At 68.6% G+C, this 25,521-nt stretch carries 24 protein-coding genes and 2 tRNA genes; 21 read left to right on the top strand and 5 right to left on the bottom strand.

Annotated features, from left to right (window positions below; all coding sequences use genetic code 11):
* Positions 1-21: 21 nt before the first annotated feature.
* The 6 genes from ABQ271_RS08120 (at position 22) to serA (ending at position 6,093) form a co-directional block, all read left to right on the top strand.
* Positions 22-1,815 (top strand): acetolactate synthase large subunit, encoded by a 1,794-nt coding sequence (locus ABQ271_RS08120; RefSeq protein WP_349308276.1) that lies wholly within the window; start codon positions 22-24, stop codon positions 1,813-1,815.
* A 2-nt stretch (positions 1,816-1,817) separates the two neighbouring features.
* Positions 1,818-2,327, top strand: coding sequence for an acetolactate synthase small subunit (gene ilvN / locus ABQ271_RS08115; protein ID WP_036309288.1), 510 nt, complete (start codon positions 1,818-1,820; stop codon positions 2,325-2,327).
* Between the two features lie 47 nt (positions 2,328-2,374).
* Positions 2,375-3,400, top strand: a complete 1,026-nt coding sequence (gene ilvC / locus ABQ271_RS08110; protein ID WP_349308275.1) for a ketol-acid reductoisomerase — start codon at positions 2,375-2,377, stop codon at positions 3,398-3,400.
* Positions 3,401-3,534: 134 nt separating this feature from the next.
* Entirely contained in the window at positions 3,535-4,020 is a 486-nt protein-coding gene (locus tag ABQ271_RS08105) for a DNA polymerase III subunit gamma/tau (protein WP_349308274.1), read from the top strand.
* Positions 4,021-4,024: 4 nt separating this feature from the next.
* Positions 4,025-4,366, top strand: a complete 342-nt coding sequence (locus ABQ271_RS08100) for a hypothetical protein (protein WP_349308273.1) — start codon at positions 4,025-4,027, stop codon at positions 4,364-4,366.
* A 122-nt stretch (positions 4,367-4,488) separates the two neighbouring features.
* The gene (serA, locus tag ABQ271_RS08095) at positions 4,489-6,093 is read left to right on the top strand and encodes a phosphoglycerate dehydrogenase (RefSeq protein ID WP_349308272.1); all 1,605 of its coding nucleotides are present in this window, start codon (positions 4,489-4,491) and stop codon (positions 6,091-6,093) included.
* Positions 6,094-6,203: 110 nt separating this feature from the next.
* On the opposite strand, the gene ABQ271_RS08090 is transcribed toward serA, so the two are convergent.
* On the bottom strand, positions 6,204-6,746 hold the full coding sequence (locus ABQ271_RS08090; RefSeq protein ID WP_349308271.1) for a TetR/AcrR family transcriptional regulator: 543 nt from the start codon (positions 6,744-6,746) through the stop codon (positions 6,204-6,206).
* 64 nt (positions 6,747-6,810) lie between these two features.
* Here ABQ271_RS08090 and ABQ271_RS08085 point away from each other — a divergent pair, with 64 nt between their 5' ends.
* The 8 genes from ABQ271_RS08085 (at position 6,811) to ABQ271_RS08050 (ending at position 14,600) form a co-directional block, all read left to right on the top strand.
* Positions 6,811-8,358, top strand: a complete 1,548-nt coding sequence (locus ABQ271_RS08085; RefSeq protein ID WP_349308270.1) for an MFS transporter — start codon at positions 6,811-6,813, stop codon at positions 8,356-8,358.
* A 35-nt stretch (positions 8,359-8,393) separates the two neighbouring features.
* Entirely contained in the window at positions 8,394-9,446 is a 1,053-nt protein-coding gene (locus tag ABQ271_RS08080) for a 3-isopropylmalate dehydrogenase (RefSeq protein ID WP_349308269.1), read from the top strand.
* A gap of 49 nt (positions 9,447-9,495) precedes the next feature.
* The gene (locus ABQ271_RS08075) at positions 9,496-10,590 is read left to right on the top strand and encodes a branched-chain amino acid aminotransferase (protein WP_349308268.1); all 1,095 of its coding nucleotides are present in this window, start codon (positions 9,496-9,498) and stop codon (positions 10,588-10,590) included.
* A gap of 3 nt (positions 10,591-10,593) precedes the next feature.
* The gene (locus ABQ271_RS08070) at positions 10,594-11,361 is read left to right on the top strand and encodes a fumarylacetoacetate hydrolase family protein (protein ID WP_349308267.1); all 768 of its coding nucleotides are present in this window, start codon (positions 10,594-10,596) and stop codon (positions 11,359-11,361) included.
* Entirely contained in the window at positions 11,354-12,589 is a 1,236-nt protein-coding gene (locus ABQ271_RS08065; protein WP_349308266.1) for an MFS transporter, read from the top strand. The genes ABQ271_RS08070 and ABQ271_RS08065 overlap by 8 nt, the downstream gene beginning before the upstream one ends.
* Positions 12,590-12,641: 52 nt before the next feature.
* The gene (gene gltX, locus ABQ271_RS08060; protein WP_349308265.1) at positions 12,642-14,156 is read left to right on the top strand and encodes a glutamate--tRNA ligase; all 1,515 of its coding nucleotides are present in this window, start codon (positions 12,642-12,644) and stop codon (positions 14,154-14,156) included.
* A gap of 69 nt (positions 14,157-14,225) precedes the next feature.
* Positions 14,226-14,297 (top strand) — tRNA-Gln (locus tag ABQ271_RS08055).
* An 87-nt stretch (positions 14,298-14,384) separates the two neighbouring features.
* The gene (locus ABQ271_RS08050) at positions 14,385-14,600 is read left to right on the top strand and encodes a hypothetical protein (RefSeq protein ID WP_349308264.1); all 216 of its coding nucleotides are present in this window, start codon (positions 14,385-14,387) and stop codon (positions 14,598-14,600) included.
* Positions 14,601-14,603: 3 nt separating this feature from the next.
* Here the strand turns inward: ABQ271_RS08050 and ABQ271_RS08045 are convergent, their stop codons facing one another.
* Complete coding sequence (locus ABQ271_RS08045) at positions 14,604-16,616, bottom strand: DUF262 domain-containing protein (RefSeq protein ID WP_349308263.1); 2,013 nt, start codon at positions 16,614-16,616, stop codon at positions 14,604-14,606.
* 122 nt (positions 16,617-16,738) lie between these two features.
* Between ABQ271_RS08045 and ABQ271_RS08040 the strand changes: the two genes are divergently transcribed.
* From ABQ271_RS08040 to ABQ271_RS08020, 5 genes are all read left to right on the top strand, one after another.
* A complete protein-coding gene (locus ABQ271_RS08040) occupies positions 16,739-17,512 on the top strand; it encodes a hypothetical protein (protein ID WP_349308262.1) in 774 nt (257 codons plus the stop codon).
* Between the two features lie 117 nt (positions 17,513-17,629).
* Positions 17,630-18,412, top strand: coding sequence for a DeoR/GlpR family DNA-binding transcription regulator (locus ABQ271_RS08035; RefSeq protein WP_349308261.1), 783 nt, complete (start codon positions 17,630-17,632; stop codon positions 18,410-18,412).
* Complete coding sequence (locus ABQ271_RS08030; RefSeq protein WP_349308260.1) at positions 18,409-19,392, top strand: 1-phosphofructokinase family hexose kinase; 984 nt, start codon at positions 18,409-18,411, stop codon at positions 19,390-19,392. The genes ABQ271_RS08035 and ABQ271_RS08030 overlap by 4 nt, the downstream gene beginning before the upstream one ends.
* Complete coding sequence (locus ABQ271_RS08025; protein ID WP_349308259.1) at positions 19,385-21,451, top strand: fructose-specific PTS transporter subunit EIIC; 2,067 nt, start codon at positions 19,385-19,387, stop codon at positions 21,449-21,451. Before ABQ271_RS08030 ends, ABQ271_RS08025 begins: the two co-directional genes overlap by 8 nt.
* A 34-nt stretch (positions 21,452-21,485) precedes the next feature.
* Entirely contained in the window at positions 21,486-21,755 is a 270-nt protein-coding gene (locus tag ABQ271_RS08020; RefSeq protein ID WP_036309257.1) for an HPr family phosphocarrier protein, read from the top strand.
* A gap of 71 nt (positions 21,756-21,826) precedes the next feature.
* Here the strand turns inward: ABQ271_RS08020 and ABQ271_RS08015 are convergent, their stop codons facing one another.
* Complete coding sequence (locus ABQ271_RS08015; protein WP_349308258.1) at positions 21,827-22,465, bottom strand: MBL fold metallo-hydrolase; 639 nt, start codon at positions 22,463-22,465, stop codon at positions 21,827-21,829.
* Between the two features lie 112 nt (positions 22,466-22,577).
* Here ABQ271_RS08015 and ABQ271_RS08010 point away from each other — a divergent pair.
* Positions 22,578-22,653 (top strand) — tRNA-Glu (locus ABQ271_RS08010).
* A gap of 55 nt (positions 22,654-22,708) precedes the next feature.
* Here the strand turns inward: ABQ271_RS08010 and ABQ271_RS08005 are convergent.
* Together ABQ271_RS08005 and ABQ271_RS08000 are read right to left on the bottom strand one after the other, a co-directional pair.
* Entirely contained in the window at positions 22,709-23,761 is a 1,053-nt protein-coding gene (locus tag ABQ271_RS08005; protein WP_349308257.1) for a DUF4349 domain-containing protein, read from the bottom strand.
* Positions 23,758-24,318 (bottom strand): sigma-70 family RNA polymerase sigma factor, encoded by a 561-nt coding sequence (locus ABQ271_RS08000; protein ID WP_349308256.1) that lies wholly within the window; start codon positions 24,316-24,318, stop codon positions 23,758-23,760. Before ABQ271_RS08000 ends, ABQ271_RS08005 begins: the two co-directional genes overlap by 4 nt.
* Before the next feature lie 105 nt (positions 24,319-24,423).
* Between ABQ271_RS08000 and ABQ271_RS07995 the strand changes: the two genes are divergently transcribed.
* Positions 24,424-25,518, top strand: coding sequence for a TerC/Alx family metal homeostasis membrane protein (locus ABQ271_RS07995; protein ID WP_349308255.1), 1,095 nt, complete (start codon positions 24,424-24,426; stop codon positions 25,516-25,518).
* The last annotated feature ends 3 nt before the right edge of the window (positions 25,519-25,521 follow it).

Raw genomic sequence — 25,521 nt, 5'->3', positions numbered from 1 at the left:
ATCACCACAGAGGTCCCACTCATGTCATCTGACACCGTTGCCGCTGTGCCCCGTCCGCCGGCCGGAGGCCCATCCACGCCGATGCTCACCGGAGCGCAGGCCGTCGTCCGCTCTCTCGAGCTCCTCGGCGTCACCGACGTCTTCGGGTTGCCGGGCGGCGCCATCATCGAGGTCTACGACCCGCTGATGGACTCGACCGAGCTCCGCCACATCCTCGTCCGCCACGAGCAGGGAGCCGGCCACGCCGCCGAGGGGTACGCCGCGGCATCCGGTCGCGTCGGCGTCGCCATCGCGACCTCCGGCCCGGGCGCCACCAACCTCGTGACCGCGATCGCCGACGCCTACATGGACTCCATGCCGATCGTCTGCATCACCGGGCAGGTGTACTCGACCCTGATGGGGACGGATGCCTTCCAGGAAGCTGACATCGTCGGCATCACGATGCCGATCACGAAGCATTCCTTCCTCGTGAAGGACCCGGCCGAGATCCCCGCGGCGATCGCGGCTGCGTTCGAGATCGCGTCGACGGGTCGTCCCGGTCCGGTGCTGGTCGACATCACGAAGGACGCGCAGCAGGCCAAGGCGCCCTTCGTCTGGCCACCCAAGGTCGACCTCCCCGGCTACCGTCCGGTGACGAAGGCGCACGGCAAGCAGATCCAGGCCGCCGCGCAGCTGATCGCCGAGGCGAAGAAGCCGGTGCTCTACGTCGGTGGTGGCGTCGTCCGTGCCGGCGCTGCCGCCGAGCTCCGCCGGTTCGCTGAAGCGACCGGTGCCCCGGTCGTGACGACGCTCATGGCCCGCGGCGCGTTCCCGGACTCGCATCCGCAGCAGCTCGGCATGCCGGGCATGCACGGCACGGTCCCGGCGGTGCTCGCGCTTCAGGAGTCCGACCTGCTGATCGCTCTCGGTTCCCGCTTCGACGACCGTGTCACCGGAAAAGCCGCGCTGTTCGCGCCCGACGCCAAGGTCATCCACGTCGACATCGATCCGGCGGAGATCGGTAAGATCCGCGCCGCAGATGTTCCGATCGTGGGCGATCTCAAGGACGTGCTCGTCGACCTCGACGCCGCGTTCGCAGGCGTCGCCGCGCCGGACATCTCGGAGTGGTGGTCCTACCTCGACGGGCTCCGCACCGAGTTCCCGCTCGGATTCGCGCCGACGACCGACGGCCTCCTGTCGCCGCAGCACGTCATCCAGCGCATCGGCGAGATCACCGGTCCCGAGGGCGTGTTCGCCTCCGGCGTCGGCCAGCACCAGATGTGGGCCGCTCAGTTCATCGGGTACGAGCGTCCGAACGCGTGGTTGAACTCCGGCGGTGCCGGCACGATGGGATACGCAGTCCCTGCAGCCATGGGTGCGAAGGTCGCTCAGCCCGAACGCGCGGTGTGGGCGATCGACGGCGACGGCTGCTTCCAGATGACGAATCAGGAACTCGCCACCTGTGCGATCAACAAGATCCCGATCAAAGTCGCGATCATCAACAATTCGTCGCTCGGCATGGTGCGGCAGTGGCAGACGCTCTTCTACGACGGCCGCCACTCGCACACCGATCTCAACACGGGGCACGACAGCATCCGCATCCCGGACTTCGTCAAGCTCGCCGAGGCCTACGGCTGCCTCGGCATCCGCGTCGAGAAGGCCGAGGACGTGGATGCCGCCATCCGGCTCGCGCTCGAGACGAACGACCGTCCGGTCGTCATCGACTTCGTCGTGAGCGCTGACGCGATGGTCTGGCCGATGGTGCCGCAGGGCGTCAGCAACAGCTACATCCAGTACGCGCGTGAGCACGCGCCGGCGTTCGAGCAGGGGGACTGACGATGAGCAAGCACGTCCTGAGCCTCCTCGTGGAGGACAAGCCGGGTCTGCTGACCCGCGTGGCCGGGCTCTTCGCCCGCCGTGGATTCAACATCGACTCGCTCGCCGTGGGCGTCACCGAGGTGCCGGGGCTGTCCCGCATCACGGTCGTCGTCGACGTCGAAGAGCTTCCGCTCGAGCAGGTGACGAAGCAGCTCAACAAGCTCGTCAACGTCATCAAGATCGTCGAACTCGACTACGCCAGCTCGGTCCAGCGTGAACACATGCTCGTCAAGGTCCGCGCCGACAATCAGACGCGATCGAACGTGATCGAGGTCGTGAACCTCTTCCGCGCCTCGGTGGTCGACTACGCGACCGACGCCCTCGTCGTCGAGGTCACCGGCGACCGAGGCAAGGTCGACGCCTTCCTCAAGGCTCTCGAGCCCTTCGGCGTGAAGGAACTCGCGCAGTCCGGCATGGTCGCCATCGGCCGTGGCGGCAAGAGCATCACCGAGCGCGTCCTGCGCGGCTGACACATCTGAACTTCTCTACCGACATCTACAAGGAGACACACACGAACATGGCTGAGATCCTCTACGACGCCGACGCCGACCTCTCGCTCATCCAGGCCAAGAAGGTCGCCATCGTCGGGTACGGCTCGCAGGGCCACGCCCACGCCCAGAACCTCCGCGATTCCGGCGTCGAGGTCGTCATCGCCCTCAAGGAGGGCTCGAAGTCCGCTCCGAAGGCGAGCGAGGACGGCTTCGAGGTGAAGTCCGTCGCGGATGCCGCCGAGTGGGCCGACCTCATCATGATCCTCGCGCCCGACCAGCACCAGCGCGGCATCTTCAACGACGAGATCAAGCCCCACCTCGCCGCGGGCAAGACGCTCGCCTTCGCACACGGCTTCAACGTGCGTTTCGGGTACATCGAGGTTCCCGACGACGTCGACGTGATCCTCGTCGCCCCGAAGGCACCCGGGCACACGGTGCGTCGCGAGTTCGTCGCGGGCCGCGGCATCCCCGACATCATCGCGGTCGAGAAGGATGCCTCGGGTCGCGCCTGGGACGTCGCTCTCGCCTATGCGAAGGCGATCGGCGGCACCCGCGCCGGCGTCATCAAGACGACCTTCACCGAGGAGACCGAGACCGACCTGTTCGGTGAGCAGGCCGTCCTCTGCGGTGGCGTCTCGCAGCTCGTCCAGTACGGTTTCGAGACCCTCTCCGAGGCCGGCTACCAGCCCGAGATCGCCTACTTCGAGGTGCTCCACGAGCTGAAGCTCATCGTCGACCTCATGTGGGAGGGCGGCATCGCCAAGCAGCGCTGGTCGGTCTCCGACACGGCCGAGTACGGCGACTACGTCTCCGGCCCCCGCGTCATCGACCCGAGCGTCAAGGAGAACATGAAGGCCGTCCTCGGAGACATCCAGTCGGGCGCCTTCGCCAAGCGCTTCATCGACGACCAGGACAACGGTGCGGTCGAGTTCCAGGAGCTGCGCGCCAAGGCTGCCGCGCACCCGATCGAGGCGGTCGGCAAGGACCTCCGCGCCCTCTTCGCGTGGAAGCAGCAGGACTCGGACTACACCGAGGGAAGCGCAGCGCGCTGACCGACCGCGCCGTAGGCGCGCAGAACGCAGAGGGAAGCGCAGCGCGCTGACCGACCGCGCCGTAGGCGCGAACTGAGCCACGGAGGCCCGGCCCCGACAAGGGGTCGGGCCTTCGGCGTCGGTAGACTCGAGCCGTGCCTTCCGACCCCCGAGACGACGAGGATGCCTTCCGCTGGGAAGGCGACGATTCGCCGACGCGCCCACCGCGTCCGGAGCGGGCGGACACGTCCCTTCCGACCGGGTGGCACGCCGTGGGCAAGGGGAGCGAGCCGCATTCGGCGGAGCCCGCTGCCGAGCCGGCCGCGGTGGTGACCGAGAAGACGGAGCCACCGGCATCCCTCGGGAACGTCGCGCTGGTCTCGCTGGGTCTGCTGGGGGGGATCTACCTTCTGTACACCGTCGGCTGGCTGCTCGGCGGATCCCGAACAGCCCTGGTGATCTCGCCGTTCCTCGCACCCAGCGCGGTCGTCCCGGCGCAGTGGTTGGCCGTCGCGGCCCCCGTGCTGTGGTTCGGCGCAACGATGCTGCTGACGCGGGCATCCGCCACCTGGGTGAGGTTCGTGTGGCTCGTCATCGGAGTCTTCCTGCTGTTGCCCTGGCCCTTCGTGAGCGGAGTGTGACCTCGTGACGTCGACTTCCCCTGTTCGCCGGGCTCCCTCATGGCTCCGTGCCACCGTCGCCGGAATCTTCGGCCTCTTCTACGCGTACGCCGTCTGGACGGCCGTCTCGTTCCTGGCCGCGCAGGCCGGTGCGGTGGAAGGTCTCAACGGAGCCGGGTGGGCGATCCTGCTGTTCTCGGTCGTCTTCCCGATCATCGTTTTCGTCGCGGGCGTCCTTCTCGGTCGCCGACGGCCGGTACTGCACCTCGCGGTGATCCTCGTCGTGGGCCTGGGCCTCACCGCCGTGTTCTGGCTGAACATCCTCACCTATGCGATCACCAACGGGAACTCCCTCATCGGGTCGTGATCGCCGTCACACGGTCAGGGCCGCGTGATCCGATTCGCTAGGCTGGCCGTGCCGCGTACCGTCGTCGGTCCCAGCCCGGCCGGCCGCGTGGCGATCCACTCTCGCGTACCCGAAGGTCTGCCGTGCCCAAGCCTGTCGTCCTCATCGCCGAAGAACTCTCTCCCGCCACGATCGAGGCCCTCGGGCCCGACTTCGAGGTCCGATCCGTCGACGGCGCCGACCGCGCCGCACTGCTCCCGGCTCTGGCTGACGCCGCCGCCGTCCTCATCCGCTCCGCGACGAAGATGGATGCCGAGGCGATCGCCGCGGCCCCGTCTCTCAAGGTGATCGCGCGCGCCGGTGTCGGTCTCGACAACGTCGACATCAAGGCGGCCACCAGCGCCGGCGTCATGGTGGTCAACGCTCCGACGTCGAACATCATCTCCGCCGCCGAGCTCACCGTCGGCCACATCCTGAGCCTCGCTCGTCACATCCCGGCGGCGCACGCCTCGTTGGCTGCCGGCGCATGGAAGCGCTCATCGTTCACCGGCACTGAACTGTTCGAGAAGACGGTGGGCATCATCGGCCTCGGCCGCATCGGCGCCCTCATCGCCGCGCGCTTGCAGGCGTTCGGCGTCTCTGTCGTCGCTTACGACCCCTACGTCACGCCCACGCGTGCTCAGCAGCTCGGCGTGCAGCTGCTCGGCCTCGATGAGCTGCTGCGAACGAGCGACTTCGTCACGATCCACATGCCGAAGACGCCCGAGACGACAGGCATGATCGGCGCCGCGCAGTTCGAGATCATGAAGGACACGGCGTACGTCGTGAACGTCGCCCGCGGCGGCCTTATCGACGAAGAGGCGCTCTACACGGCGCTGACCACCGGTCAGATCGCCGGTGCGGGTCTCGACGTGTTCACGAGCGAGCCGCCGAAGGAGGACGGCACCGCCTTCCCGCTCCTGTCGCTTCCGAACGTCGTCGTCACGCCCCACCTGGGCGCGTCGACCGACGAGGCGCAGGAGAAGGCAGGCGTCTCGGTCGCGAAGTCCGTCAAGCTCGCCCTCGAGGGCGACCTCGTCCCGGATGCCGTCAACGTCGCCGGTGGCGTCATCGACCCGTTCGTGCGCCCCGGGATCGCGCTCGTCGAGCAGCTCGGACAGATCTTCACGGGGCTCGCACCAAGCGCCCTCACGAGCCTCGACATCGAGGTGCGCGGCGAGCTGGCCGACTACGACGTGAGCGTCTACCGCCTCGCGGCTCTGAAGGGCATCTTCACCAACATCGTGAGCGAGAACGTTTCGTACGTGAACGCTCCGTTGTTCGCCGAGCAGCGCGGCATCGAGACACGCCTCATCGTCGAGTCCGAGAGCCCGCTGTACCGGAACATCACGATCCTCCGCGGCACCCTGTCGGACGGTTCCGTCCTGACCGTCGAGGGAACCCTCGCCGGCACCCGCATGGTTCCGAAGGTCGTCGGCATCAACGGGTACGAGGTCGAGGTCCCGATCAACCGCTACCACGTGGTCATGCGGTACGCCGATCGCCCGGGCATCGTCGCGATCTACGGCCAGAAGCTCGGCCAGGCGGGCATCAACATCGCCGGCCTCCAGGTCGCCCGTCCGGACTCGAGCGGCCGCGCCCTGTCGGTGCTGACGGTCGATTCGCCCATCCCCGAGGCGATGCTCGACGAGCTCCGCGAGGCGGTCGCCGCCGATCTGTTCCGGCAGATCGAGCTCACCGAGGTCTGACGCCGCACGGCATCCGTCGTTCCCCCGTCGCAACACGCCGCGCGCATGCGCGGATTGCGGCAGGGGAACGACGTCGGCCGTGCGCTCGCGCGCCGATGGTGGGGGATGCCTCAGCGCGCCGCGCGCTCGACGAGGGCGATCAGGGCGTCCAACTCGTCGCCTTCGGGGATGGGGCCCGGTACTCCGGTGGTCGCAAGCGCGCTGTTGTAGTAGAGCCCGTCGCTCACGAGGAGGACGAGCTGGAGTGCGCTCTCGTCCCGCGTGTGCGGGCGGAGCGCCTCCTCCCATATGCGACGCGCGTCGCGGAGAGCGGCGGATGCGGCTTTGTGGCCGGTCTGTGCCAGCCGTGACGTCGCGACGATCGCACGGTCCAGCGGAGTGTCGGATTGCACGGACGTCCGCACGAAAGCGGCGATGATTCCGTCGGGGGAGTCGAGCATCTCTTCGACGTCAGCGTCGACGAGGTGCAGCATCCGGTCGATGAGCGCCGTCTCGAGCGCTTCTTTCGAGGCGTAGTGGTAGAGCAGGCCACCCTTGGAGACGCCGGCGGCGGCGGCCACGGCATCCATCGTCGCGCCGCGGGCGCCGTCGTCGATCAGCGCAGCCTCGAAAGCGTCGAGGACACTGCCACGTGCCCGCGGTGGTCTACTCACGTCTCGATCCTCTCGCGTCCGTGTGTCGATTCTGTTACTATACCGGCTGGACGGTGTATTAATCATGACTTTGACCGAAGAGATCCGAGTGGCCGACGCGGCCGGAACGCGACAGGGATGGCGCGGCTGGGCCGCGCTGGCGGTGCTCATGCTGCCGGTGCTCCTGGTGTCCGTCGACAACACGGTGCTGAGCTTCGCCCTGCCCGAAATCGCCCGCGACCTGACTCCCACGAGCGCGCAGCAGCTGTGGATCATCGACGTGTATCCGCTCGTACTCGCGGGCCTCCTCGTAACGATGGGATCGCTCGGGGATCGCTTCGGCCGCCGCCGCCTCCTGATGATCGGTGCAACGGGCTTCGCTGCGGTGTCCGCGCTCGCTGCCTTCTCGCCGTCGGCGGAGCTCCTCGTCGTCGCTCGCGCCGCGATGGGTGTCTTCGGCGCGATGCTGATGCCCTCGACCCTGTCGCTCCTGCGGAGCATCTTCACCGACCGCGATCAGCGTCGTCTCGCGATCGCGGTGTGGGCCTCGATGTTCTCCGCCGGATCCGCGCTCGGCCCGATCGTCGGCGGGATCCTGCTCGAGCACTTCGCGTGGGGCTCCGTGTTCCTGCTGGCCGTGCCGGTCCTCATCCCCTTGCTCGTGCTCGCGCCGATCCTCGTGCCCGAGAGCCGCGACCCGAAGCCGGGCCGAATCGACCCCCTCAGCATCGTCCTCAGCATGGCGACGATGGTTCCGATCGTCTACGCCATCAAGGAGTTCGCGGTCCACGGTGCGGGCGTGCTCCCGCTCGTCCTGGTGGTCGTCGGTGTCGGGTTCGGCTGGCTCTTCGTCCGTCGCCAGCTGCACTCCGACAGCCCCATGCTGGACATGCGCCTGTTCCGTCAGAGCGCGTTCACGGGCGCCCTGCTCGTGAACCTGCTGAGTGTGGTGGCGCTCGTCGGCTTCCTGTACTTCGTCACGCAGCACCTGCAGCTCATCATCGGACTGAGCCCGCTGCAGGCGGGGCTCGCCCTCGTGCCCGGTCTCGTGCTGATGATCGTGTCGGGCCTCACCGTGGTCCCGGTCTCGCGCCGGGTCTCGCCCCGTGTGGTCGTGCCGGTCGCCCTCACGCTCTCGGTCGCCGCGTACGTCGCCATCGCCGTGTCGACGGATGCCTCGGCCCTCGGCACCCTCATCGCCGCCTTCGGGCTCCTCGGCATCGGCATCGGCGCCGCCGAGACGGTGTCGAACGAGCTGATCCTCGCGAGCGCTCCGCCGGCGAAGGCGGGAGCCGCGAGCGCGGTGTCCGAAACGGCCTACGAACTCGGCGCCGTCCTCGGCACCGCCGTGCTCGGCGGCATCCTCACCGCGCTCTACCGCTCGGGCATCGTCCTTCCGGCGGGTCTTCCTGCCGGATCAGCGGATGCCGCCCGCGAGACCCTCGGCGGTGCGGTGACCGTCGCCGAGACGCTGCCGGGCGATCTCGGCGCCCGTGTGGTGGACGCGGCGGCATCCGCCTTCGACGCCGGAGTCGGCGTCACCTCGATCATCGGAGCCGTGCTGGTCGTCTGCGCGGCCCTGATCGCGGCCACTACGCTGAAGGGAACCCGCACTCCGCGCGTCGACCACTGAGCACGCGCGGGTCACCCCCGACAACGAGGAGAGCGATGTCGCGCGTCGTGAAGCTGGCCGTCATCCCCGGAGACGGCATCGGACCAGAGGTCGTCGCCGAGGCCGAGAAGGTGCTCGACGCCGTCACCGAGGGCGCGGGAGTGGCGTTCGAGAAGACCCGGTTCTCCCTGGGCGCCGCCCGTTACCTCGAGACCGGCGACACGCTCACCGACGAGGACCTCGCCGCGGTCGCATCCCACGACGCCATCCTCCTCGGCGCGGTGGGCGGGATGCCGGGGGACCCCCGACTGAAGGACGCGAACATCGAGCGAGGTCTCCTCCTGAAGCTCCGGTTCGCGCTCGACCACTACGTGAACCTCCGTCCCTCCGTGCTGTACCCGGGTGCGCCCGGTCCGCTGGCGAACCCGGGCGGGATCGACTTCGTCGTCGTCCGCGAGGGCACCGAGGGACCGTACGTCGGCAACGGCGGGTCGATCCGCACGGGCACGCCGCACGAGATCGCGAACGAGACGTCGGTCAACACCGCGTTCGGCATCGAGCGAGTGGTGCGGTTCGCCTTCGCTCAGGCCGAGAAGCGTCGGAACAAGCTGACCCTCGTGCACAAGACGAACGTCCTCGTCCACGCGGGCGGCATGTGGAAGCGGATCGTCGATGAGGTGGCATCGGAGCACCCGAACGTCGCCGTAGACTACCTGCACGTCGACGCGGCGACGATCTTCCTGGTCACGAACCCGGGCCGCTTCGACGTGATCGTCACCGACAACCTCTTCGGCGACATCTTGACCGACTTGGCCGGCGCCGTCACCGGAGGCATCGGCCTCGCCGCTTCGGGGAACATCAACCCCGACGGCGCGTTCCCGTCGATGTTCGAGCCCGTGCACGGTTCCGCGCCCGACATCGCCGGACAGCAGATCGCCGATCCCACCGCCGCGATCCTCTCCGTCGCCCTGTTGCTCGACCATCTCGGGCTGAGCGACGCAGCGCAGCGCGTCACCCGCGCCGCCCGAGAGGACATCGAAGCCCGGGACGGCTCCGCCCGCACGACCGCGCAGGTCGGCGACGCCATCACCGCACGCCTCCGGGCGTAATCTGAGGGGATGCGCGTCGCGCAGCCCCCGCGCGAGGAACAGGACTGACATGACCCTCACCGACTCGACCGCCGCACCGCTCACCTTCTCGGTGACGAAGAATCTGGCCGCGGTCTCGCCGTCCGCCCGCGAGGAGATCCTCGCCAACCCCGGGTTCGGCACGAACTTCACCGACCACATGGTCGACATCTGTTGGTCGTCGAAGGGCGGCTGGCACCGCCCGCGCGTCACGCCCTACGGCCCCATCTCGCTGTCGCCCGCCGCCGCCGTGCTGCACTACGGCCAGGAGATCTTCGAAGGCATCAAGGCGTACCGCCACGCCGACGGATCGATCCACACGTTCCGTCCCGAGGAGAACGCCCGTCGCCTCCAGCGCTCGGCGCGGCGTATGGCTCTCCCCGAGCTTCCCGAGGACTACTTCCTCCAGTCGCTCCGCGAGCTCATCGCGGTCGACGGCGACTGGGTCCCGTCGGGCGACGACCAGAGCCTCTACCTCCGCCCGTTCATGTTCGCCAAAGAAGCGTTCCTCGGGGTGCGTCCGGCGCAGAAGGTGGCGTACTACCTGATCGCCAGCCCGGCCGGTGCCTACTTCAAGGGTGGCGTCAGCCCCGTGAAGATCTGGCTGAGCGAGGACTACGCCCGCGCGGGCAAGGGCGGCACGGGTGCCGCCAAGACGGGCGGCAACTATGCCGCGAGCCTGCTTCCTCAGGCCGAGGCCTACGAGAAGGGCTGCGACCAGGTCGTCTTCCTCGACGAAGACGGCAACGTCGAAGAGCTCGGCGGCATGAACGTCGTCTTCGTGATGAAGGACGGCACGCTCGTCACCCCCGAGTCGGAGTCGATCCTCGCCGGGATCACCCGCGACTCGATCCTGCAGCTGGCTGAAGACCGCGGGCACCGCGTCGAGCGTCGCCCCGTCTCCCTCACAGAATGGCGCGAGGGCGTTGCCTCCGGCGACATCGTCGAGGTGTTCGCGTGCGGCACCGCGGCGGTGGTCACCCCCATCGGCGGGCTGAAGGCCACCGACTTCGAGGATGCGCAGCCCACGGGCTCGCTCGCGCTGGAGCTCCGTCAGCACCTCACCGACATCCAGTACGGTCGTGCCGAGGACGTCCACGGCTGGCTGACGCGGCTGGACGGCTGAGCCATGCGTATCGTCCGCTACAGCCGCAACGAGACCATTCGCTACGGGATCATCGACGAGAAGGAGGTCGTCGAACTCGCCGGCGATCCTCTGTTCGCCGGGTTCGACACGACGGGGGAGCGGATCCCGCTCGCCGAGATCACCCTTCTCGCCCCGTCGATCCCGAGATCGAAGATCGTCTGCGTCGGCAAGAACTACCGTGACCACGCCGCCGAGATGGGTGGCGAGGCGCCGGGCGAGCCGCTGCTGTTCCTGAAGCCGAACACCTCGGTGATCGGTCCGGACGATGCGATCGTCCGTCCGTCGCAGTCGCAGCGCACCGATTACGAGGGGGAGCTCGCTGTCGTCATCGGCCGCGTGGCGAAGAACGTGCCGGCCGACAAGGCGCTCGATTACGTCTTCGGCTACACGATCGGCAACGACGTCACGGCGCGGGACCTGCAGAAGTCCGACGGCCAGTGGTCGCGCGCCAAGGGGTTCGACACGTTCTGCCCGCTGGGACCGATCATCGAGACCGAATTCGATCTCGACGGCGGTGCCCGCATCGTGACCCGCGTGAACGGCGAGGTCCGCCAGGACGGTCCGATCTCGGACATGGTTCACTCGGTTCCCGACATCATCGCCTACGCGTCCGCGGCGTTCACGCTGCTGCCCGGCGACGTGATCCTCACCGGCACGCCCGCGGGCATCGGTGAGTTCGGGGCCGGAGACGTCGTCGAAGTGGAGATCTCGGGACTCGGCATCCTGCGCAACACGGCGCGGAATGCCTGACGGAGAGCTCCTCTCCACCACGGCGGCGGATGTCGCCCGCATCCAGCGGCGGACCGTCGGCGTCCTCGCGGCCGGTCAGGTGCTCGGCGGTGTCGCCTTCGGCGCAACCGTCTCGCTCGGTGCGCTCCTGGCTGCCGACCTGTCGGGTGAGGAGTCGCTGTCAGGGTTCGCGACGGCATCCGTCACCCTCGGCGCGGCGCTCTGCGCGATCCCTCTGGCACGACTCGCCGCTGCGCAGGGGCGACGGCGTGCGCTGACCCTCGGCAACCTGCTCGCGCTGGTCGGGATCGCCGTCGTGATCACGTCCGCGGCGCTCCGCCTGTTCCCGCTGCTGCTGGTCGGGGTGATCCTGATCGGCGCCGGCAACGCCGGCAACCTGCAGTCCCGTTTCGCTGCCACCGACCTGTCGCAGCAGGGCCGTCGTGGCCGGGACCTCGGCACCGTCGTGTGGGCGACGACCGTCGGCGGAGTCGTCGGGCCGCTCATGTTGACGCCCGGCGAGACGGTCGGGCAGTGGCTCGGGATGCCGCCCCTTACCGGCTCGTACGCGTTCTCGATCGTCGCGCAGACCCTCGCCCTGACGCTCTATCTCGTCGCACTACGCCCGGACCCGTTGCGGGTTGCGCAGCAGATCGCGCGCACGCGGGATGCCGGGGCAGAGCGCATCGTCGAGGTCGACCGTCCCGTCGTCGCGAGGTACGCGGTGTTCGCGGTCGCGGGTTCTCACGTCACCATGGCGTCGGTTATGGCGATGACGCCCGTCCATCTCTCGCACCTCGACCCGCGGAACGTCACGACGATCGTCGGCGTCACGATCGCGCTGCACGTGTTCGGCATGTACGGGTTGTCACCGGTGTTCGGCGTCCTCGCGGACCGGTGGGGGCGCCTGCGGACGATCCTCCTCGGCCAGGCGATCCTCGCGGCATCGCTCGTGACCGCCGCCATCGCGCCGAACTCGCCGACCGCAGTCCTCGTCGCGCTGCTCCTGCTGGGCCTCGGCTGGAGTGCGGCGACGGTCGGCGGAGCGGCCCTGCTGACCGAGGCGACGCCGACGGAGCTCCGCCCTCGCAGGCAGGGCCGGAGCGACACGGCGATGACCCTGTCGGCCGCCATCGGCTCGGTCCTGGCGGGCGGCATCCTCGGTCTGATCGGCTACGGCGGGCTCGCGCTGGTGGCTCTCGCTGTCGTGATCGCGATCACCGTGCTGTCGCCGTACGCGCGGCGCTGAACCCGCTTCACGTCTCGGGCGGGCAGGGGCAGCGGCCGTAGACTGGGACGCGATGTCCACTGCACCGCACCCCCTCACCACGACCGCTTCCGGCTCGGACGTCCGCGTCCGCTTCTGCCCCTCGCCGACGGGCCTCCCGCACGTCGGGATGGTCCGCACCGCCCTGTTCAACTGGGCCTACGCCCGGCACACCGGCGGGAAGATGATCTTCCGCGTCGAGGACACCGATGCGGCGCGCGACAGCGAGGAGAGCTACCGCCAGCTCGTCGACGCGCTGACGTGGCTCGAGATCGACTGGGACGAGGGTGTCGAGAAGGGTGGCCCGCACGAGCCCTACCGGCAGTCGCAGCGCCACGACATCTACCGCGAGGTCCTCGACAAGCTCATCGCCAGCGGGGCCGTCTACGAGTCCTACTCGACGGCGGAGGAGATCGACGCGCGCAACGCTGCCGCCGGGCGCGCGAAGCAGCTCGGCTATGACAACTACGACCGCACGCTGACCGACGAGCAGAAGGCCGCGTTCCGCGCCGAGGGTCGCGAGCCCGCGTGGCGTCTGCGTGTGCCCGAGGAGGACGTCACCTACGTCGACCTCATCCGCGGCGAGGTCACGTTCCCGGCGGGGTCCTTCCCCGACTTCGTGGTCGTCCGTGCAGGCGGGATCCCGCTGTACACGTTCACGAACCCCGTGGACGACGCCCTCATGGGCATCACGCACGTCCTCCGCGGTGAGGACCTCATGCCGTCGACCGCCCGTCAGCTCGCGCTGTACCGCGCCCTCGTCGACGCGGGCGTCACCGATTTCGTTCCGCGCTTCGCGCACATGCCGCTCGTCCTGGGTGAGGAGGGCACGAAGAAGCTCTCCAAGCGCGACCCGAAGGCCGACCTGTTCCTGCAGCGGGAGAAGGGCTTCATCCACGAAGGCCTGCTGAACTACCTCTCTCTCCTCGGCTGGTCGATCGCCGCCGACCGCGACGTGTTCTCGCGTCAGGAGCTCATCGAGGCGTTCGACATCGTCGACGTGAACCCGAACCCGGCCCGCTTCGACCAGAAGAAGGCCGAGTCGATCAACGGCGACCACATCCGGATGCTGGCGCCCGACGACTTCGCGTCGCGCCTGGTCCCGTACCTCGTCGGTGCCGGCGTCGTCAGCACGCCCCCCACCGACGCCCAGCGCGAGATGCTGACGAAAGCGGCGCCGCTCGTCCAGGAGCGCATGCAGATGCTGGGTGAGGCCCCGGGTCTTCTCGGCTTCCTCTTCCGTGACGTGGACTCCTACGACGAGGACGCGCTCAAGGGCCTCCCGGCGAACGCGGTGGACGTCCTCGAGGCATCCGTCGCCGCGCTCGAAAGCGTCCCCGCCGACCAGTTCCAGGCCGAGGCGATTCAGGCTGCCCTCGCGGGAGCGCTCATCGACGGCCTCGGACTGAAGCCCCGCGTGGCGTACGGACCCGCTCGCGTCGCGCTGAGTGGACGCCGGATCTCGCCGCCGCTCTTCGAGTCGATGGAGCTGCTGGGCAAGGATGTCTCGATCGCGCGACTCGAGCAGCTTCGGGCGACACGCGGCTGACGCCCCGGTTTGGCCGGGACCGCGCCGTGGGCTAAGCTTGACCCTCGGAACGGTTTCGGCCGGATCCCTTGGGGTATGGTGTAATTGGCAACACGGCGGTTTCTGGTTCCGTTGTTCTTGGTTCGAGTCCAGGTACCCCAGCAAGATGAAAAACCCCCGCTCCGGCGGGGGTTTTGCTTTTGCCCAGAGACCTGTGCCGCGAACCGCGACGGGCGCACAATGGGATGCATGGGACTCTTCACTCAGCGACCGGAAGAACCGTCGGAATGGGGCGGGCTGCCGTCCGAACCCCTCGACCCCCGAAGCCCCGTCGAGCGGCTCGGCGACGGACCCACCGCAGGGGACTGGTCGCCTGATCTCCTGTCGGAGGCGCCGACGACGGCGACGTGGATCGAGATCCCCGTCGATCCGGCACCGGAGGGGGACTCCGGCGACGGGGACTGATCCTCAGCGCATCGCGTCGCCGATGTAGGAGTACTTCACGAAGACCTCCGACGCCCAGCCGGCCTCCTCGAGCACCCCCTGCACAGCGGACAGCATGTACTTCGAATCCCAGCCCATGTAGAGGTACTGACCCTCACCGAGCTGATCCCACTGCCCGTTCCACGCCATCGCGCGGTAGACCGGGCCGCCTCGACGGGCGCTGTAGTCGACGACGCTCTGTCGCGAGTCGGCCCAAAGGCGAGCGAACACCCGGTTGAAGAGGTAACGGACGTCACGTACGTCCCAGTGCTCGCCGCGGTACTCGACGTAGTCGAACTCCCGCTGCCACCCGCGCGGCCATCCGCGGCGCTTCTTCGCATCGAGGATGGGCGTCAGGTTGTCGTCGTCGATCCCCACCACAGCCGGCCGCCGCCATGTGTCCATGAAGCGAGCCGTGAGTTCCTCGGTTCGGGCGGCGATCTGCGCCGTCGACCATGTCTCGGCATCCGCGACTCGTCGGGTGGACTCGAGCCCGCTCGCCGCGTAGGCGGCGCGCTTCTCGGGGAACGAGGCGTCGAAGACGCGCTCGAACGCGTCCGGTTCGAGGAGCGTGAGGTTTCCGAGGGTTGCCGCGAGGGCGCGGTGCGCGTTCTGCTCGTCGTCGCTGAAGTCCGCCCACCGACGGGTGCCGTCTCCCGTCCAGTCGTCCGACGGCGCGACGGGGAGGACGTGGTCGAGATCGACGTCGGCGGCGGCGTCGACACCCGCCAGCCGAGCGAGGACGAAACCTGCGTGAGGCAGCTCCCCGTAGCGGAGGCCGACTCGCGTGCGCTCGTCCGAGGGCGTGATGCGCGCGATCGCATGGACGAGCGCGTCCATGCCCTCGTCGGCCGCGCGACAGAAGCGGGCGACGAGGCGGTCGATCGGCAACCCGACGACGGTCCGCCGCAGCAGGAGGGATTCGACGTGGGTGAGGGCGACGAACAGATCGGATGCCGCCAGCTCGCCGTGCAGGTGATCGCGATAGAGACGCATGGCGATCGGGTACATGCCGCGCCCGAGGGTGTTGATGGCTCCGAAGTGTCGCGCGACACCGGCATCCGTCGCCGAGGTGGGATCGAGCAGGAGCCGGTAGATCTCCGCCAGCTCCCGCCACTCACGGGCACGGCCCCGGAGGGTGTCGAGATCGAGCCGTGGGAACTCGTGGCGGAACGCGTCGTACACACCGCGCTCGCCCTCGACGAGGACCTCCCGACCTGTCAGCATGACCAGGTAGTCGCGCCAGAATGCACCGATCTGCTCGCCGGTGTTCGCCTCGATCGGCAGCCAGAACTCGTTCTCGATCTCGCTCTGCTCGGTGTGCGAGAGGCCCATGAGGACGTAGTTGTGGATGAGCTCGTGATCGCGGAGCGGCTCGCCGGTGGAGTTCAGGCTCTCGAAGATCTGTTGCGCGTTGGCCTGACCGCCGAGGGTGATCGACACGTGCTCGAGCTTGCGGAGCCCGCGCCAGATTCCGGCGGCCTCGTCAGGGCGGATCTGACTCCGGAAGAACGCGTAGTTGTCGTCGAAACGCGACGCGCGGTCGGCGTCGGCGGGGGAGCGGCGGTCGAGGACCACGCTCTCGAACACGTCCGCCCACGCGCGGTGCGGGCGCAGCTTCGTCCGTCCCGGCTCGTCGTGCCGGACGAGGACGGCTTCGAGTTCGGCTGCCAGCGTCGGGTCGTCGTCGCGGAGGGTGTGGTGGAGCGCCGCGATGAGGAGCATCAGGGTGGTTACTCGCTGCTGGCCATCGATCAGGACGAGATGTGCATCGTCAGCAGCCGAGGTGCTCGCCGTCGAGAGGATGGACCCGATGAAGTGGGTCTGACCGTCCTCGGTGCCGGCGACGGCGCGGATGTCGCCGAGAAGCTGCTCGCATCCGCCGATGTCCCACCGGTACTGGCGCTGATACACCGGCACGACGATCGTGGTGTCGGAGGCGGAGAGCCAATCGATCGTGTTGACGGCTGTCGCATCGACGTTCGTAGCGGTGCTCATGTTCTCCGAATCGCTCCTCGAAAACCCCGGTCGAGTCTACTGACGCTCTCAGAGGCGCTAGGTAGGCTGACCTAAGTCGGGCCTGTAAAAACTTCGCTCGCCCGACAGAAAGGTTGATCCGCATGGGTTACATCAAGAGTGCTCTGCTCGAGGAGACCGGGTACGCCGTCCTCGACATGTACGGCAAGGAAATCGATCCCAAGGAGTGGCTCGACATCGAGTACGTCGACTGGAAGTCTTCCGGCGACACCCGATTCGCGCCCCTCGCCTCCGCCAAGGGCGAGATCGAGTGCAACGGCTTCTGGAACCACCAGCCGCCGCGCACCGACAAGGACGGCGTCTGGATCCCGTCGCAGACCGAGAAGGCGCCGACTCTGACCGAGCGCGCCCTCGAGCCCGGCTCGAACGTCGGCCGCTGCCGCATCATCGAGTTGCAGCCGAACACGTACGCCGACGCGCTGTACAACCTGCACCAGGACGACAACAACCGACTCAACCCCGACGGGACCGGCTGGGTCGTCCGGAGCTTCTTCAACCTCACCGACGACAAGGACAGCTTCTTCGTCCTCCGCGACAACCGCACCGACCCGAACGGCGAGACCCGCATCGCCCTTCCCGCCGGCGCACAGCTCGTCATCGACACGCAGCGTCTCTGGCACGCCGCGTACCACCCGGGCGACGAGCCCCGGTACTGCCTCATCACGTCGTGGGAGTCGGGCCCCGAGCTCGACGCCTACATGGCGAAGTACAACGGCGTGAACAAGGTCGAGAGCGTCCCGCTCGACCAGGAGACCATCGATGCCGGCCAGGCCGAGCAGGAGCGTCGCATCGCCGCTCGTGCGGCTGCCCTTGCGGCCCGCGGTCAGCGCGAGGTCCTCGCGATGAGCGAGGCCTGAGCCTCCGCACGACCCAGCGACGCCCCCGGCTCACGTGCCGGGGGCGTCGTTCTTTATCGCATTCTTGTTTCGTGTTGGTTTCTGTTGTAACGTGTGGTCTTGTTCGAGGAGGACCACATGTACGCAACGGAGCGCCAGCAGCAGATCGAGCAGCTGATCGCCGCGGACGGTCGCGTCGCCGTGCTCGACCTCGCCGATCGCTTCGGAGTCACGACGGAGACAGTCCGCCGTGACCTCGCGACCCTCGAACGGGCGGGAATCGTCCGCCGCGTCCACGGCGGAGCCGTCCACCGCACCCGCGCGAGCACCGCAGAAGCATCCGTCGCCGAGCGTTCTGCTCAGCGCAGCGGCGCCAAGCAGATCATCGCCCGAGCTGCCGTCGATCTCCTCGGCTCCGAACTCGACGGAGCGCTGTACCTGGATGCCGGGACCACGACCGGTGCGATCGCGCAGCTCCTCTCCACCGGCCCCCATCCCGCGGGTGACCTCGAGGTCGTCACGCACTCGATGTCCGTCGCCCACATCCTGGCCGGTGCGCAGGGAATCGGCCTGACGGCGATCGGCGGCCGCGTACGCGGATTGACAGCCGCCGCCGTCGGCGCTCAGACGGTCGAGTCGATCGCCCGCCTGCGACCGGACATCGCCTTCATCGGCACCAACGGCGTCGCCGCCGGGTTCGGGCTCAGCACCCCCGACCCCGATGAGGCCGCCGTGAAGCGGGCCATCGTCGCGTCGGCGCGTCGCATCGTCGTCGTCGCGGACGGTGACAAGTTCGACGCCGAACTCCTCGTCTCGTTCGCCTCTCTGTCCGATGTCGATGTCCTCCTGACCGACACTGCGCCCTCTGGCGAGCTCGCCGAGGCCCTTCGCGACGCCGACGTGGAGGTGCAGGTCGCATGATCGTCACACTGACCACCAATCCCTCCCTCGACCGGACCATCTCCCTCGAGGCGCCGCTCCGCGTCGGCGAGGTGCAGGGCGCTCTCGGGGCGCGCGAGGACGCGGGGGGCAAGGGCATCAATGTGGCCCGCGTGGTGGCCGCGGCATCCCGCCCCACTCTCGCGGTGTTGCCGCTCGACCCCACGGACCCGTTCGCCGGAGCGCTCGACGCGACCGGCATCGCTGTCCACACCGTTCCGCACGACGGCGCGACCCGCGCGAACGTCACGATCGCCGACGCGGCGGGCGTCACGACGAAACTCAACCTGCCCGGTGCCGCGTTCACGGCAGCGGATGCCGCGGCCCTGACGGCAGCTGTCGTCGCCGCCTGTCAGGGTGCGTCGTGGCTCGTGCTGGCGGGTTCGCTCGCCCCCGGATTGCCGGACGACTATTACGTCGAGGTCATCGACGCCGTGCGATCGGCGTGGGGTGCCGCCGCTCCGCGCATCGCTGTCGACACGTCAGGCCCCGCCCTGGCCGCGGCTGTCGCGTCAGGCAGGCCGGACCTCATCAAGCCGAACGACGAGGAACTCGCCGAGCTCGTCGGACGCGATCTGGATGCCGCTCTCGCCCTCCCCGACGCGGTCGCAGCGATCGCCGCCGCTCTCGTCCCGGCATCCGTGGGCGCCGCCCTCGTCACGCTCGGGGGCGACGGCGCGGTTCTCGTGACCCCCGACGGTTCCTGGCACGGTACGCCGCCGCCGACCCAGGTGCGGAGCACCGTCGGTGCCGGCGACAGCTCGCTCGCGGGATACCTGCTCGCGGAGACGGCCGGTGCCGCACCGGAGGACAGGCTGCGCTCCGGCATCCGTTACGGATCTGCGGCGGCCTCACTGCCCGGCACCCAACCCCCGACCCCTGATGACCTGTCGACCGGTGACGTGCCGGTCCGACGGCTTACGCAGAAGGACAACCCGACCACTGGAGGTCACCGTGACTGAGATCATCACCGCGGAACTCGTCAGTATCGACGAGCCGCTCGGCGCCGACAAGCGCGCCGTCATCGATGCGCTGGCGCAGCGCGTCGCCGCGCAGGGGAGGGCCACCGACGGTGCCCTCCTCGCCGCCGACGCGTGGGCTCGCGAGGAGAAGGACGAGACCGGCCTGCCCGGCGGAATCGCGATTCCGCACGCGAAGAGCGCCGCGGTCACGCAGGCGTCGCTCGCGTTCGCTCGCCTGAACCCCGGTGTCGACTTCGGCGCCGAGGACGGCGGTGCGGACCTCGTCTTCCTCATCGCCGCGCCCGACACGGCCGCCGAGGAGCACCTCGCCGTGCTGTCGAAGCTCGCGCGCAGCCTCATGCGCGACGACTTCACCGCGGGGCTGCGTGCCGCGACGACGGCGGACGAGGTCGTCGCCATCGTGCGCGACGCGATCTCGGGTGCGCCGGCCGCCTCCGCTGCCCCCGCTGCCCCGGAAACCCGTGCGGCCGCTCGTGCGTCGGCCGAGGTCTCCGCCGATGACGCACTCATGATCGACGGGCGTCCCGCGCGCATCGTCGCCGTGACCGCGTGCGCAACGGGCATCGCCCACACCTTCATGGCCGCCGATGCGCTCACCGCGACGGGCCAGAAGGAGGGCATCGATCTCACCGTCGAGCCGCAGGGGTCGAGCGGCTACAAGGCCATCGACCAGCGCATCATCGACAACGCGGATGCGGTCATCTTCGCCGTCGACGTGGACGTCCGCGAGCAGGCGCGTTTCGCCGGCAAGCCCGTCGTCCGCTCCGGCGTCAAGCGCGGTATCGAGCAGCCCGCGCAGATGCTGCGGGAGGCCGTCGCAGCGGCGAAGAACCCGAACGCTCCGCGCGTTCCGGCCGCGTCCGGAGCAGCGACGGCTCGCGAAGCCGCGCCCACGTCGCTCGGAGGCGCGATCCGCCGAGCGCTGCTGACCGGTGTGAGCTACATGATCCCGTTCGTCGCGGGCGGCGGTCTGTTGATCGCTCTCGGATTCGCCCTCGCCGGGTATGAGATCGCGAACATCGCGGACGGACACACCGTCAACAACGCCATCTTCACGCTGCAGAACTTCACACTCTGGAACCTGCCGCCCGAGGGGCTCGTGTACTACCTCGGTGCCGCGGCTTTCCAGATCGGACAGTTGTCCTTCGCCTTCTTGGTCCCGGCGCTGGCCGGTTACATCGCCTACGGCCTGGCGGATCGCCCGGGCATCGCTCCCGGTTTCGTCGCTGGCGCGGCGGCCACCTTCATGGGCGCGGGCTTCATCGGCGCTATCGTCGGTGGTCTCCTCGCCGGTCTCGCCGCATGGTGGCTCAACCGACTGTCGGTTCCGCGCTGGCTGCGCGGGCTCATGCCGGTCGTCATCATCCCGTTGCTCGGCTCGATCTTCGCGTCGGGTCTGCTCCTCTTCGTCTTCGGCGGTCCCATTGCCGCTCTGACGGTGGCTCTGAACGGCTGGCTGTCCAGCCTCACCGGCGCCGGCGTCATCCTGCTCGGTGTCATCCTCGGGCTCATGATGTGCTTCGACCTCGGAGGTCCCCTCAACAAGGTCGCCTACGGCTTCGCCACGGCGAACCTCGCGCAGGGCATCGCCGGCGACGAGCGCTACCTCCAGATCATGGCGGCCGTCATGGCGGCGGGCATGGTCCCGCCTCTCGCCATGGCACTCGCCTCGACCGTCCTCGGGCGGAAGCTCTTCACGGCCCCGGAGCGCGAGAACGGCAAGGCGGCCTGGCTGCTCGGTGCCGCGTTCATCTCGGAAGGTGCCATTCCGTTCGCTGCGGCCGACGTCTTCCGCGTCATCCCCTCGGCGATGCTCGGCGGCGCCGTGACAGGCGCGCTGTCGATGTTCTTCGGCATCACGTCCCGCGCCCCCCACGGCGGCGTGTTCGTCTTCTTCGCCATCGACAATTTCTGGCTGTGGCTGCTGTCGATCGCGGTCGGCACCGTCGTCAGTGCCGTCGCCGTCGTCCTGCTCAAGCGCTACGCTCGCCGTCGTCCCCTCGAGGTCGATGCGCCCGCCGTGGCTGTCACGGCATAGTCTCGAGATACCGACTCAAGGAGGAAGAATCACCATGGCCGAACGGACCGCAACCGTCGCGAGCAGCTCCGGACTGCACGCCCGCCCCGCAAAGCTCTTCGTGCAGGCGGTCAAGGAGACGGGAGTGCCCGTCACGATCGCCGTTCCCGGCGGTCCCGACCAGAACGCCGGCAGCATCCTGACCCTCATGGGTCTGGGCGCCACGCAGGGCACCGTCGTGACGCTCAAGGCCGAGGGCGACGGCGCCGACGAGGCGCTCGACAAGCTCGTCGCCTTCATCGAGACGGACCACGACGCCGAGTGAAGCTCGACCCCCACGAATGACGGATGCCGCGGAGCGAAAGCCCCGCGGCATCCGTCTTTTCGTGTGTCAGCTCACAGGTCGGCGGACTGGCCCGGCTCGAGCTCGAGGAACTCGCCGCCGTTCTGCTCCGTCGCCCACTTGAGACGGTCCCGATGCATCGCGAGACCGGCGCGGGAGAGTGTCATCTCGTGGGTTCCGAAGGCGCGCCGCGGCTTGACGGCGAGCACGAAGTCGATCGCGTCGCCGATCTTCAGCCACGGTGCTCCGATCGGGGCGGCGAGCAGACCCACCTCGACGCCTTCGGGAACGGCGTACGAGTCACCGGGGTAGTAGAACTCGTCGTTGACGAGGACGCCGAGGTTGTCGATCACCGGGATGGACTCGTGGATCACGCTGTGGGTCCCGCCGAAGAAGCGCATGCGGAAGGGGCCGACCTCCAGCTCGTCTCCGACATCGACCTTCGTGACGTCGTACCCGGATGCTGCGGCGACGACACCCTCCGGACCGAATACGGGGACACCGGGTGCCTGGGAGAAGACGGCGTCCAGCTGGGCGGGTGTCCAGTGATCGGGGTGCTCATGCGTGAGAACGACGCCGACGACGTCGTTCAGGTCGTCGAGCGGCAGGGTGAAGGACCCGGGATCGATGAGGAGGGTCTTGCCCTCGCTGTCGAGACGGAGACAGGCATGTTCGTGCTTCGTAACGCGCATGGTCTCAGTCAACCCACGCGGGGGGCAGGAGGCAAGGCGAAGCCGATTTTGCAGGGCTGTGAACCTCGTGCATAATTGAACGGTTGCCTCCGCAAGGAGGGAACGAATGTACGGCCCCATCGTATAGCGGCCTAGTACGCCGCCCTCTCACGGCGGTAACGCGGGTTCGAATCCCGCTGGGGTCACCACACTGACGAAGCCCTCGACCTGCTGGTCGAGGGCTTCGTCGTTTGCGGCGACGCGTCAGTCGTCTGCGGGTCGGAGGTCGCGCCGTGAGCGGCGGCGGCGGCGCGCGCGGCGGACGACCTGCACGATCGCGACGACGATCCCGGCGAGGACGAGCCAGGGGAGCAGGAACCCCAGCCCGACGACGATCCCGTTGAGGGTCACGACGAGGGTGTTCCAGCCGGTGGAGAAGCCGTCGCCGAACCCCTGCGGGTCCGCCGCGACGTCGGCTCCGGGTGCGGTGATCGTGATCGTGGCGCTCGAGAGGGCCACGTCGTCTTTCAGCGCGTCGGCCTGGGCGCGCAGCGAGTCGAGTTCGGCCTGTCGCCCGGCGAGCGCGTCTTCCGCGGTGAGGAGGTCGGCGGTGGATGCGGCATCCGAGATCAGTCCGCGCAGGCGGTCGACGGACGCGTCCAACGCCGCTATCCGGGCGTCGAGATCGGTGGTCTGCGCGGTGACGTCCTCCCGGGAGATGTCGGAGGCCTGAACGGTACCGAGGTCGTTGAGGTCGTCGAGGAAGGAAGCGAGACCGGATGCGGGGACGCGCACCGTGATCCGAGCGTCTCCAGGACCCGTCGCGCCCGCCATGCCGGTGGACTCCGCCGCATCCGCGACGTTCATCGACTCGACGTACCCGCCGGATGCCTCGGCTCGGTCACCGATCGTCTGGGCGGCGGCAGCGGGGTCCTCGGCTTCGAGTCTGGTCTCCGCGCGGGCGACGACGGCCCGCTCGGGCGCCTCGGCCGATGTCGTTCCGTTGTCGCCGAGGTCGGCGGTGCCGCCTGCGCTCATCTCACTGCCGTCTTCGTCGGGCAGCGCCACCGATTGCTCCGAGGCAGTGCTCCCCGACGAGGCGCCACCCGTCAGGTTCCCGAGCGCTGGTCCGACGAACCCTGCAACGACGACCACGGCGGCCGCCGCAGCCGTATACGCCCACACGCGCCGTCGATGACGACGCGAGGACTCGCGGGTCTCGCGGGTCGTCGTCTCGATCTCGGCGAACAGGGTGCGCTCGATCTCGTCCTGCCGTGTCCGGGTAAGCTCCGGCAGCTGGATCTCCTCGGTGCTCATGACCCCTCCGTTTCGACGACGGTCCGGAGTTTCGTCCGGACGCGCGACAGGCGATTGCGGACGACCGCATGGGAGATCCCGAGCTCTTCCGCGGCGGCCGCGTACGCGTACCCCTCGGTCGCGCACAGCCGGAAGATCTGCTGGTCCAGGGGCGAGAGGGTGCCGAGCTCGGCCACGACACGTTCGGCGAGCGCGCTCCCGATCACCTGGTCCTCGACATTCACCGTCGCGGGGAGCATCTCGTCGACGGCGCCCGCAGTGTTCAGCCGATCGCGGCGCTGCCGACGCATCCGGTTGGCGCTCTGGAATCGGCAGATCGTCACCAGCCAGGGGAGGAGGGATTCGCTCACGAGGTTCAGCGTGGGCAGTCGCCGCCACGCGACCAGGAAGGTCTCCTGCATGACGTCCTCCGCATCGGCTGTGTCTCCGAGGAGGCCGTGTGCCAGCCAGTAGACGGGCCTCGCGTAGGCGCGGTACAGCTCGCGGAAAGCCTGCTGGTCACCGCCTGCGGCGGCCGCCACCAGGTCCGCGTCGCGCCTCGCGAGCGGGTCGGCCATGGCATCCTCGTTCGTTGTCTCGTTGGGGGAGTGTCGCGTCGATCGGGATCGTCTCAGACAACTCGAAAGGTACTCTTAGGGGTCGCCCCCGCATGAAAGGCCCCCATGGAGCTCCCCCTCTGGTTCGAGGTCGGCTCGCTCGTCGGCTTGACCCTCATCCTCATCGCCGACCTGCTGCTGATCATCAAGCGTCCGCACGTCCCGTCGACGAAGGAATCGACCCTGTGGGTCGTCTTCTACGTCGTGCTCGCGCTGCTCTTCGCGCTGCTGATGCTCGTCGTCACCAACGGCGAGTACGCCGGACAGTTCGTCGCGGGCTGGCTCACCGAGTACAGCCTCTCGATCGACAACCTGTTCGTGTTCGTCTTGATCATGAGCCAGTTCTCCGTGCCGCGCGCTGCGCAGCAGAAGGTGCTCATGGTGGGCATCATCATCGCCTTGGTCCTCCGCGGCATCTTCATCCTCCTGGGCGCGGCGATCATCGAGCAGTTCAGCTGGGTCTTCTACGTCTTCGGCGCCTTCCTGATCTACACCGCGTGGCGCCAGGCGTTCCCGGGTGACGAGCACGAGGACGAGGAGAAGAAGGAGAGCTTCATCGTCCGCCTGCTCCGACGCCGGATCGCCGTCAGCGACGAGTACGACGGCGCGAAGGTGCGGACCTTCGTCGGCGGTAAGAAGGTCTTCACCCCGATGATCATCGTCTTCGCGGCGCTCGGTATGACCGACCTGTTGTTCGCGATCGACTCGATCCCGGCGATCTTCGGCATCACTCAGAGCCCGTTCATCGTCTTCACCGCGAACCTCTTCGCGCTGATGGGACTCCGCCAGCTGTACTTCCTGCTCGGCGGGCTGCTCGACCGGCTCAAGTACCTCCACTTCGGCATCGCATTCATCCTCGCGTTCATCGGGGTCAAGCTCGTTCTGCACGCGATGCACGAGAACGAGCTCCCCTTCATCAACGGCGGCGAACACATCGAGTGGGCTCCGGAGATCTCGACCTGGGTGTCGCTCGGCGTCATCGTCGCATCGATGCTCGTCGCCACGGTCGCGAGCCTCATCGCTGCTCGCCGTGACGGCCTTCGTGAGCCCGTACCCGCGACGGGACCGACCCCGGTGGGTCACGCCGAGGACGTCGCCGACGAGCAGGGAACCCCGCGCTCGGTCGACTCGCATCCCTCGGACGGCGACGTCACCCGCTGAGCC

This window comes from Microbacterium sp. MM2322, assembly GCF_964186585.1.
Classification (GTDB): domain Bacteria; phylum Actinomycetota; class Actinomycetes; order Actinomycetales; family Microbacteriaceae; genus Microbacterium.
The sequence above is the reverse complement of the archived record's forward strand: the minus strand, read 5'-3'. Positions and strand labels throughout refer to the sequence as shown.

Excerpts from the sequence above, each read along its gene's own strand:
- ABQ271_RS08120 (WP_349308276.1), top strand. The coding sequence starts at position 22 with ATGTCATCTGACACCGTTGCCGCTGTGCCCCGTCCGCCGGCCGGAGGC.
- ilvN (WP_036309288.1), top strand. The coding sequence starts at position 1,818 with ATGAGCAAGCACGTCCTGAGCCTCCTCGTGGAGGACAAGCCGGGTCTG.
- ilvC (WP_349308275.1), top strand. The coding sequence starts at position 2,375 with ATGGCTGAGATCCTCTACGACGCCGACGCCGACCTCTCGCTCATCCAG.
- ABQ271_RS08085 (WP_349308270.1), top strand. The coding sequence starts at position 6,811 with ATGACTTTGACCGAAGAGATCCGAGTGGCCGACGCGGCCGGAACGCGA.
- ABQ271_RS08080 (WP_349308269.1), top strand. The coding sequence starts at position 8,394 with ATGTCGCGCGTCGTGAAGCTGGCCGTCATCCCCGGAGACGGCATCGGA.
- ABQ271_RS08075 (WP_349308268.1), top strand. The coding sequence starts at position 9,496 with ATGACCCTCACCGACTCGACCGCCGCACCGCTCACCTTCTCGGTGACG.
- ABQ271_RS08070 (WP_349308267.1), top strand. The coding sequence starts at position 10,594 with ATGCGTATCGTCCGCTACAGCCGCAACGAGACCATTCGCTACGGGATC.
- ABQ271_RS08065 (WP_349308266.1), top strand. The coding sequence starts at position 11,354 with ATGCCTGACGGAGAGCTCCTCTCCACCACGGCGGCGGATGTCGCCCGC.
- gltX (WP_349308265.1), top strand. The coding sequence starts at position 12,642 with ATGTCCACTGCACCGCACCCCCTCACCACGACCGCTTCCGGCTCGGAC.
- ABQ271_RS08050 (WP_349308264.1), top strand. The coding sequence starts at position 14,385 with ATGGGACTCTTCACTCAGCGACCGGAAGAACCGTCGGAATGGGGCGGG.
- ABQ271_RS08045 (WP_349308263.1), bottom strand. The coding sequence starts at position 16,616 with ATGAGCACCGCTACGAACGTCGATGCGACAGCCGTCAACACGATCGAT.
- ABQ271_RS08040 (WP_349308262.1), top strand. The coding sequence starts at position 16,739 with ATGGGTTACATCAAGAGTGCTCTGCTCGAGGAGACCGGGTACGCCGTC.
- ABQ271_RS08035 (WP_349308261.1), top strand. The coding sequence starts at position 17,630 with ATGTACGCAACGGAGCGCCAGCAGCAGATCGAGCAGCTGATCGCCGCG.
- ABQ271_RS08030 (WP_349308260.1), top strand. The coding sequence starts at position 18,409 with ATGATCGTCACACTGACCACCAATCCCTCCCTCGACCGGACCATCTCC.
- ABQ271_RS08020 (WP_036309257.1), top strand. The coding sequence starts at position 21,486 with ATGGCCGAACGGACCGCAACCGTCGCGAGCAGCTCCGGACTGCACGCC.
- ABQ271_RS08015 (WP_349308258.1), bottom strand. The coding sequence starts at position 22,465 with ATGCGCGTTACGAAGCACGAACATGCCTGTCTCCGTCTCGACAGCGAG.
- ABQ271_RS08005 (WP_349308257.1), bottom strand. The coding sequence starts at position 23,761 with ATGAGCACCGAGGAGATCCAGCTGCCGGAGCTTACCCGGACACGGCAG.
- ABQ271_RS08000 (WP_349308256.1), bottom strand. The coding sequence starts at position 24,318 with ATGGCCGACCCGCTCGCGAGGCGCGACGCGGACCTGGTGGCGGCCGCC.
- ABQ271_RS07995 (WP_349308255.1), top strand. The coding sequence starts at position 24,424 with ATGGAGCTCCCCCTCTGGTTCGAGGTCGGCTCGCTCGTCGGCTTGACC.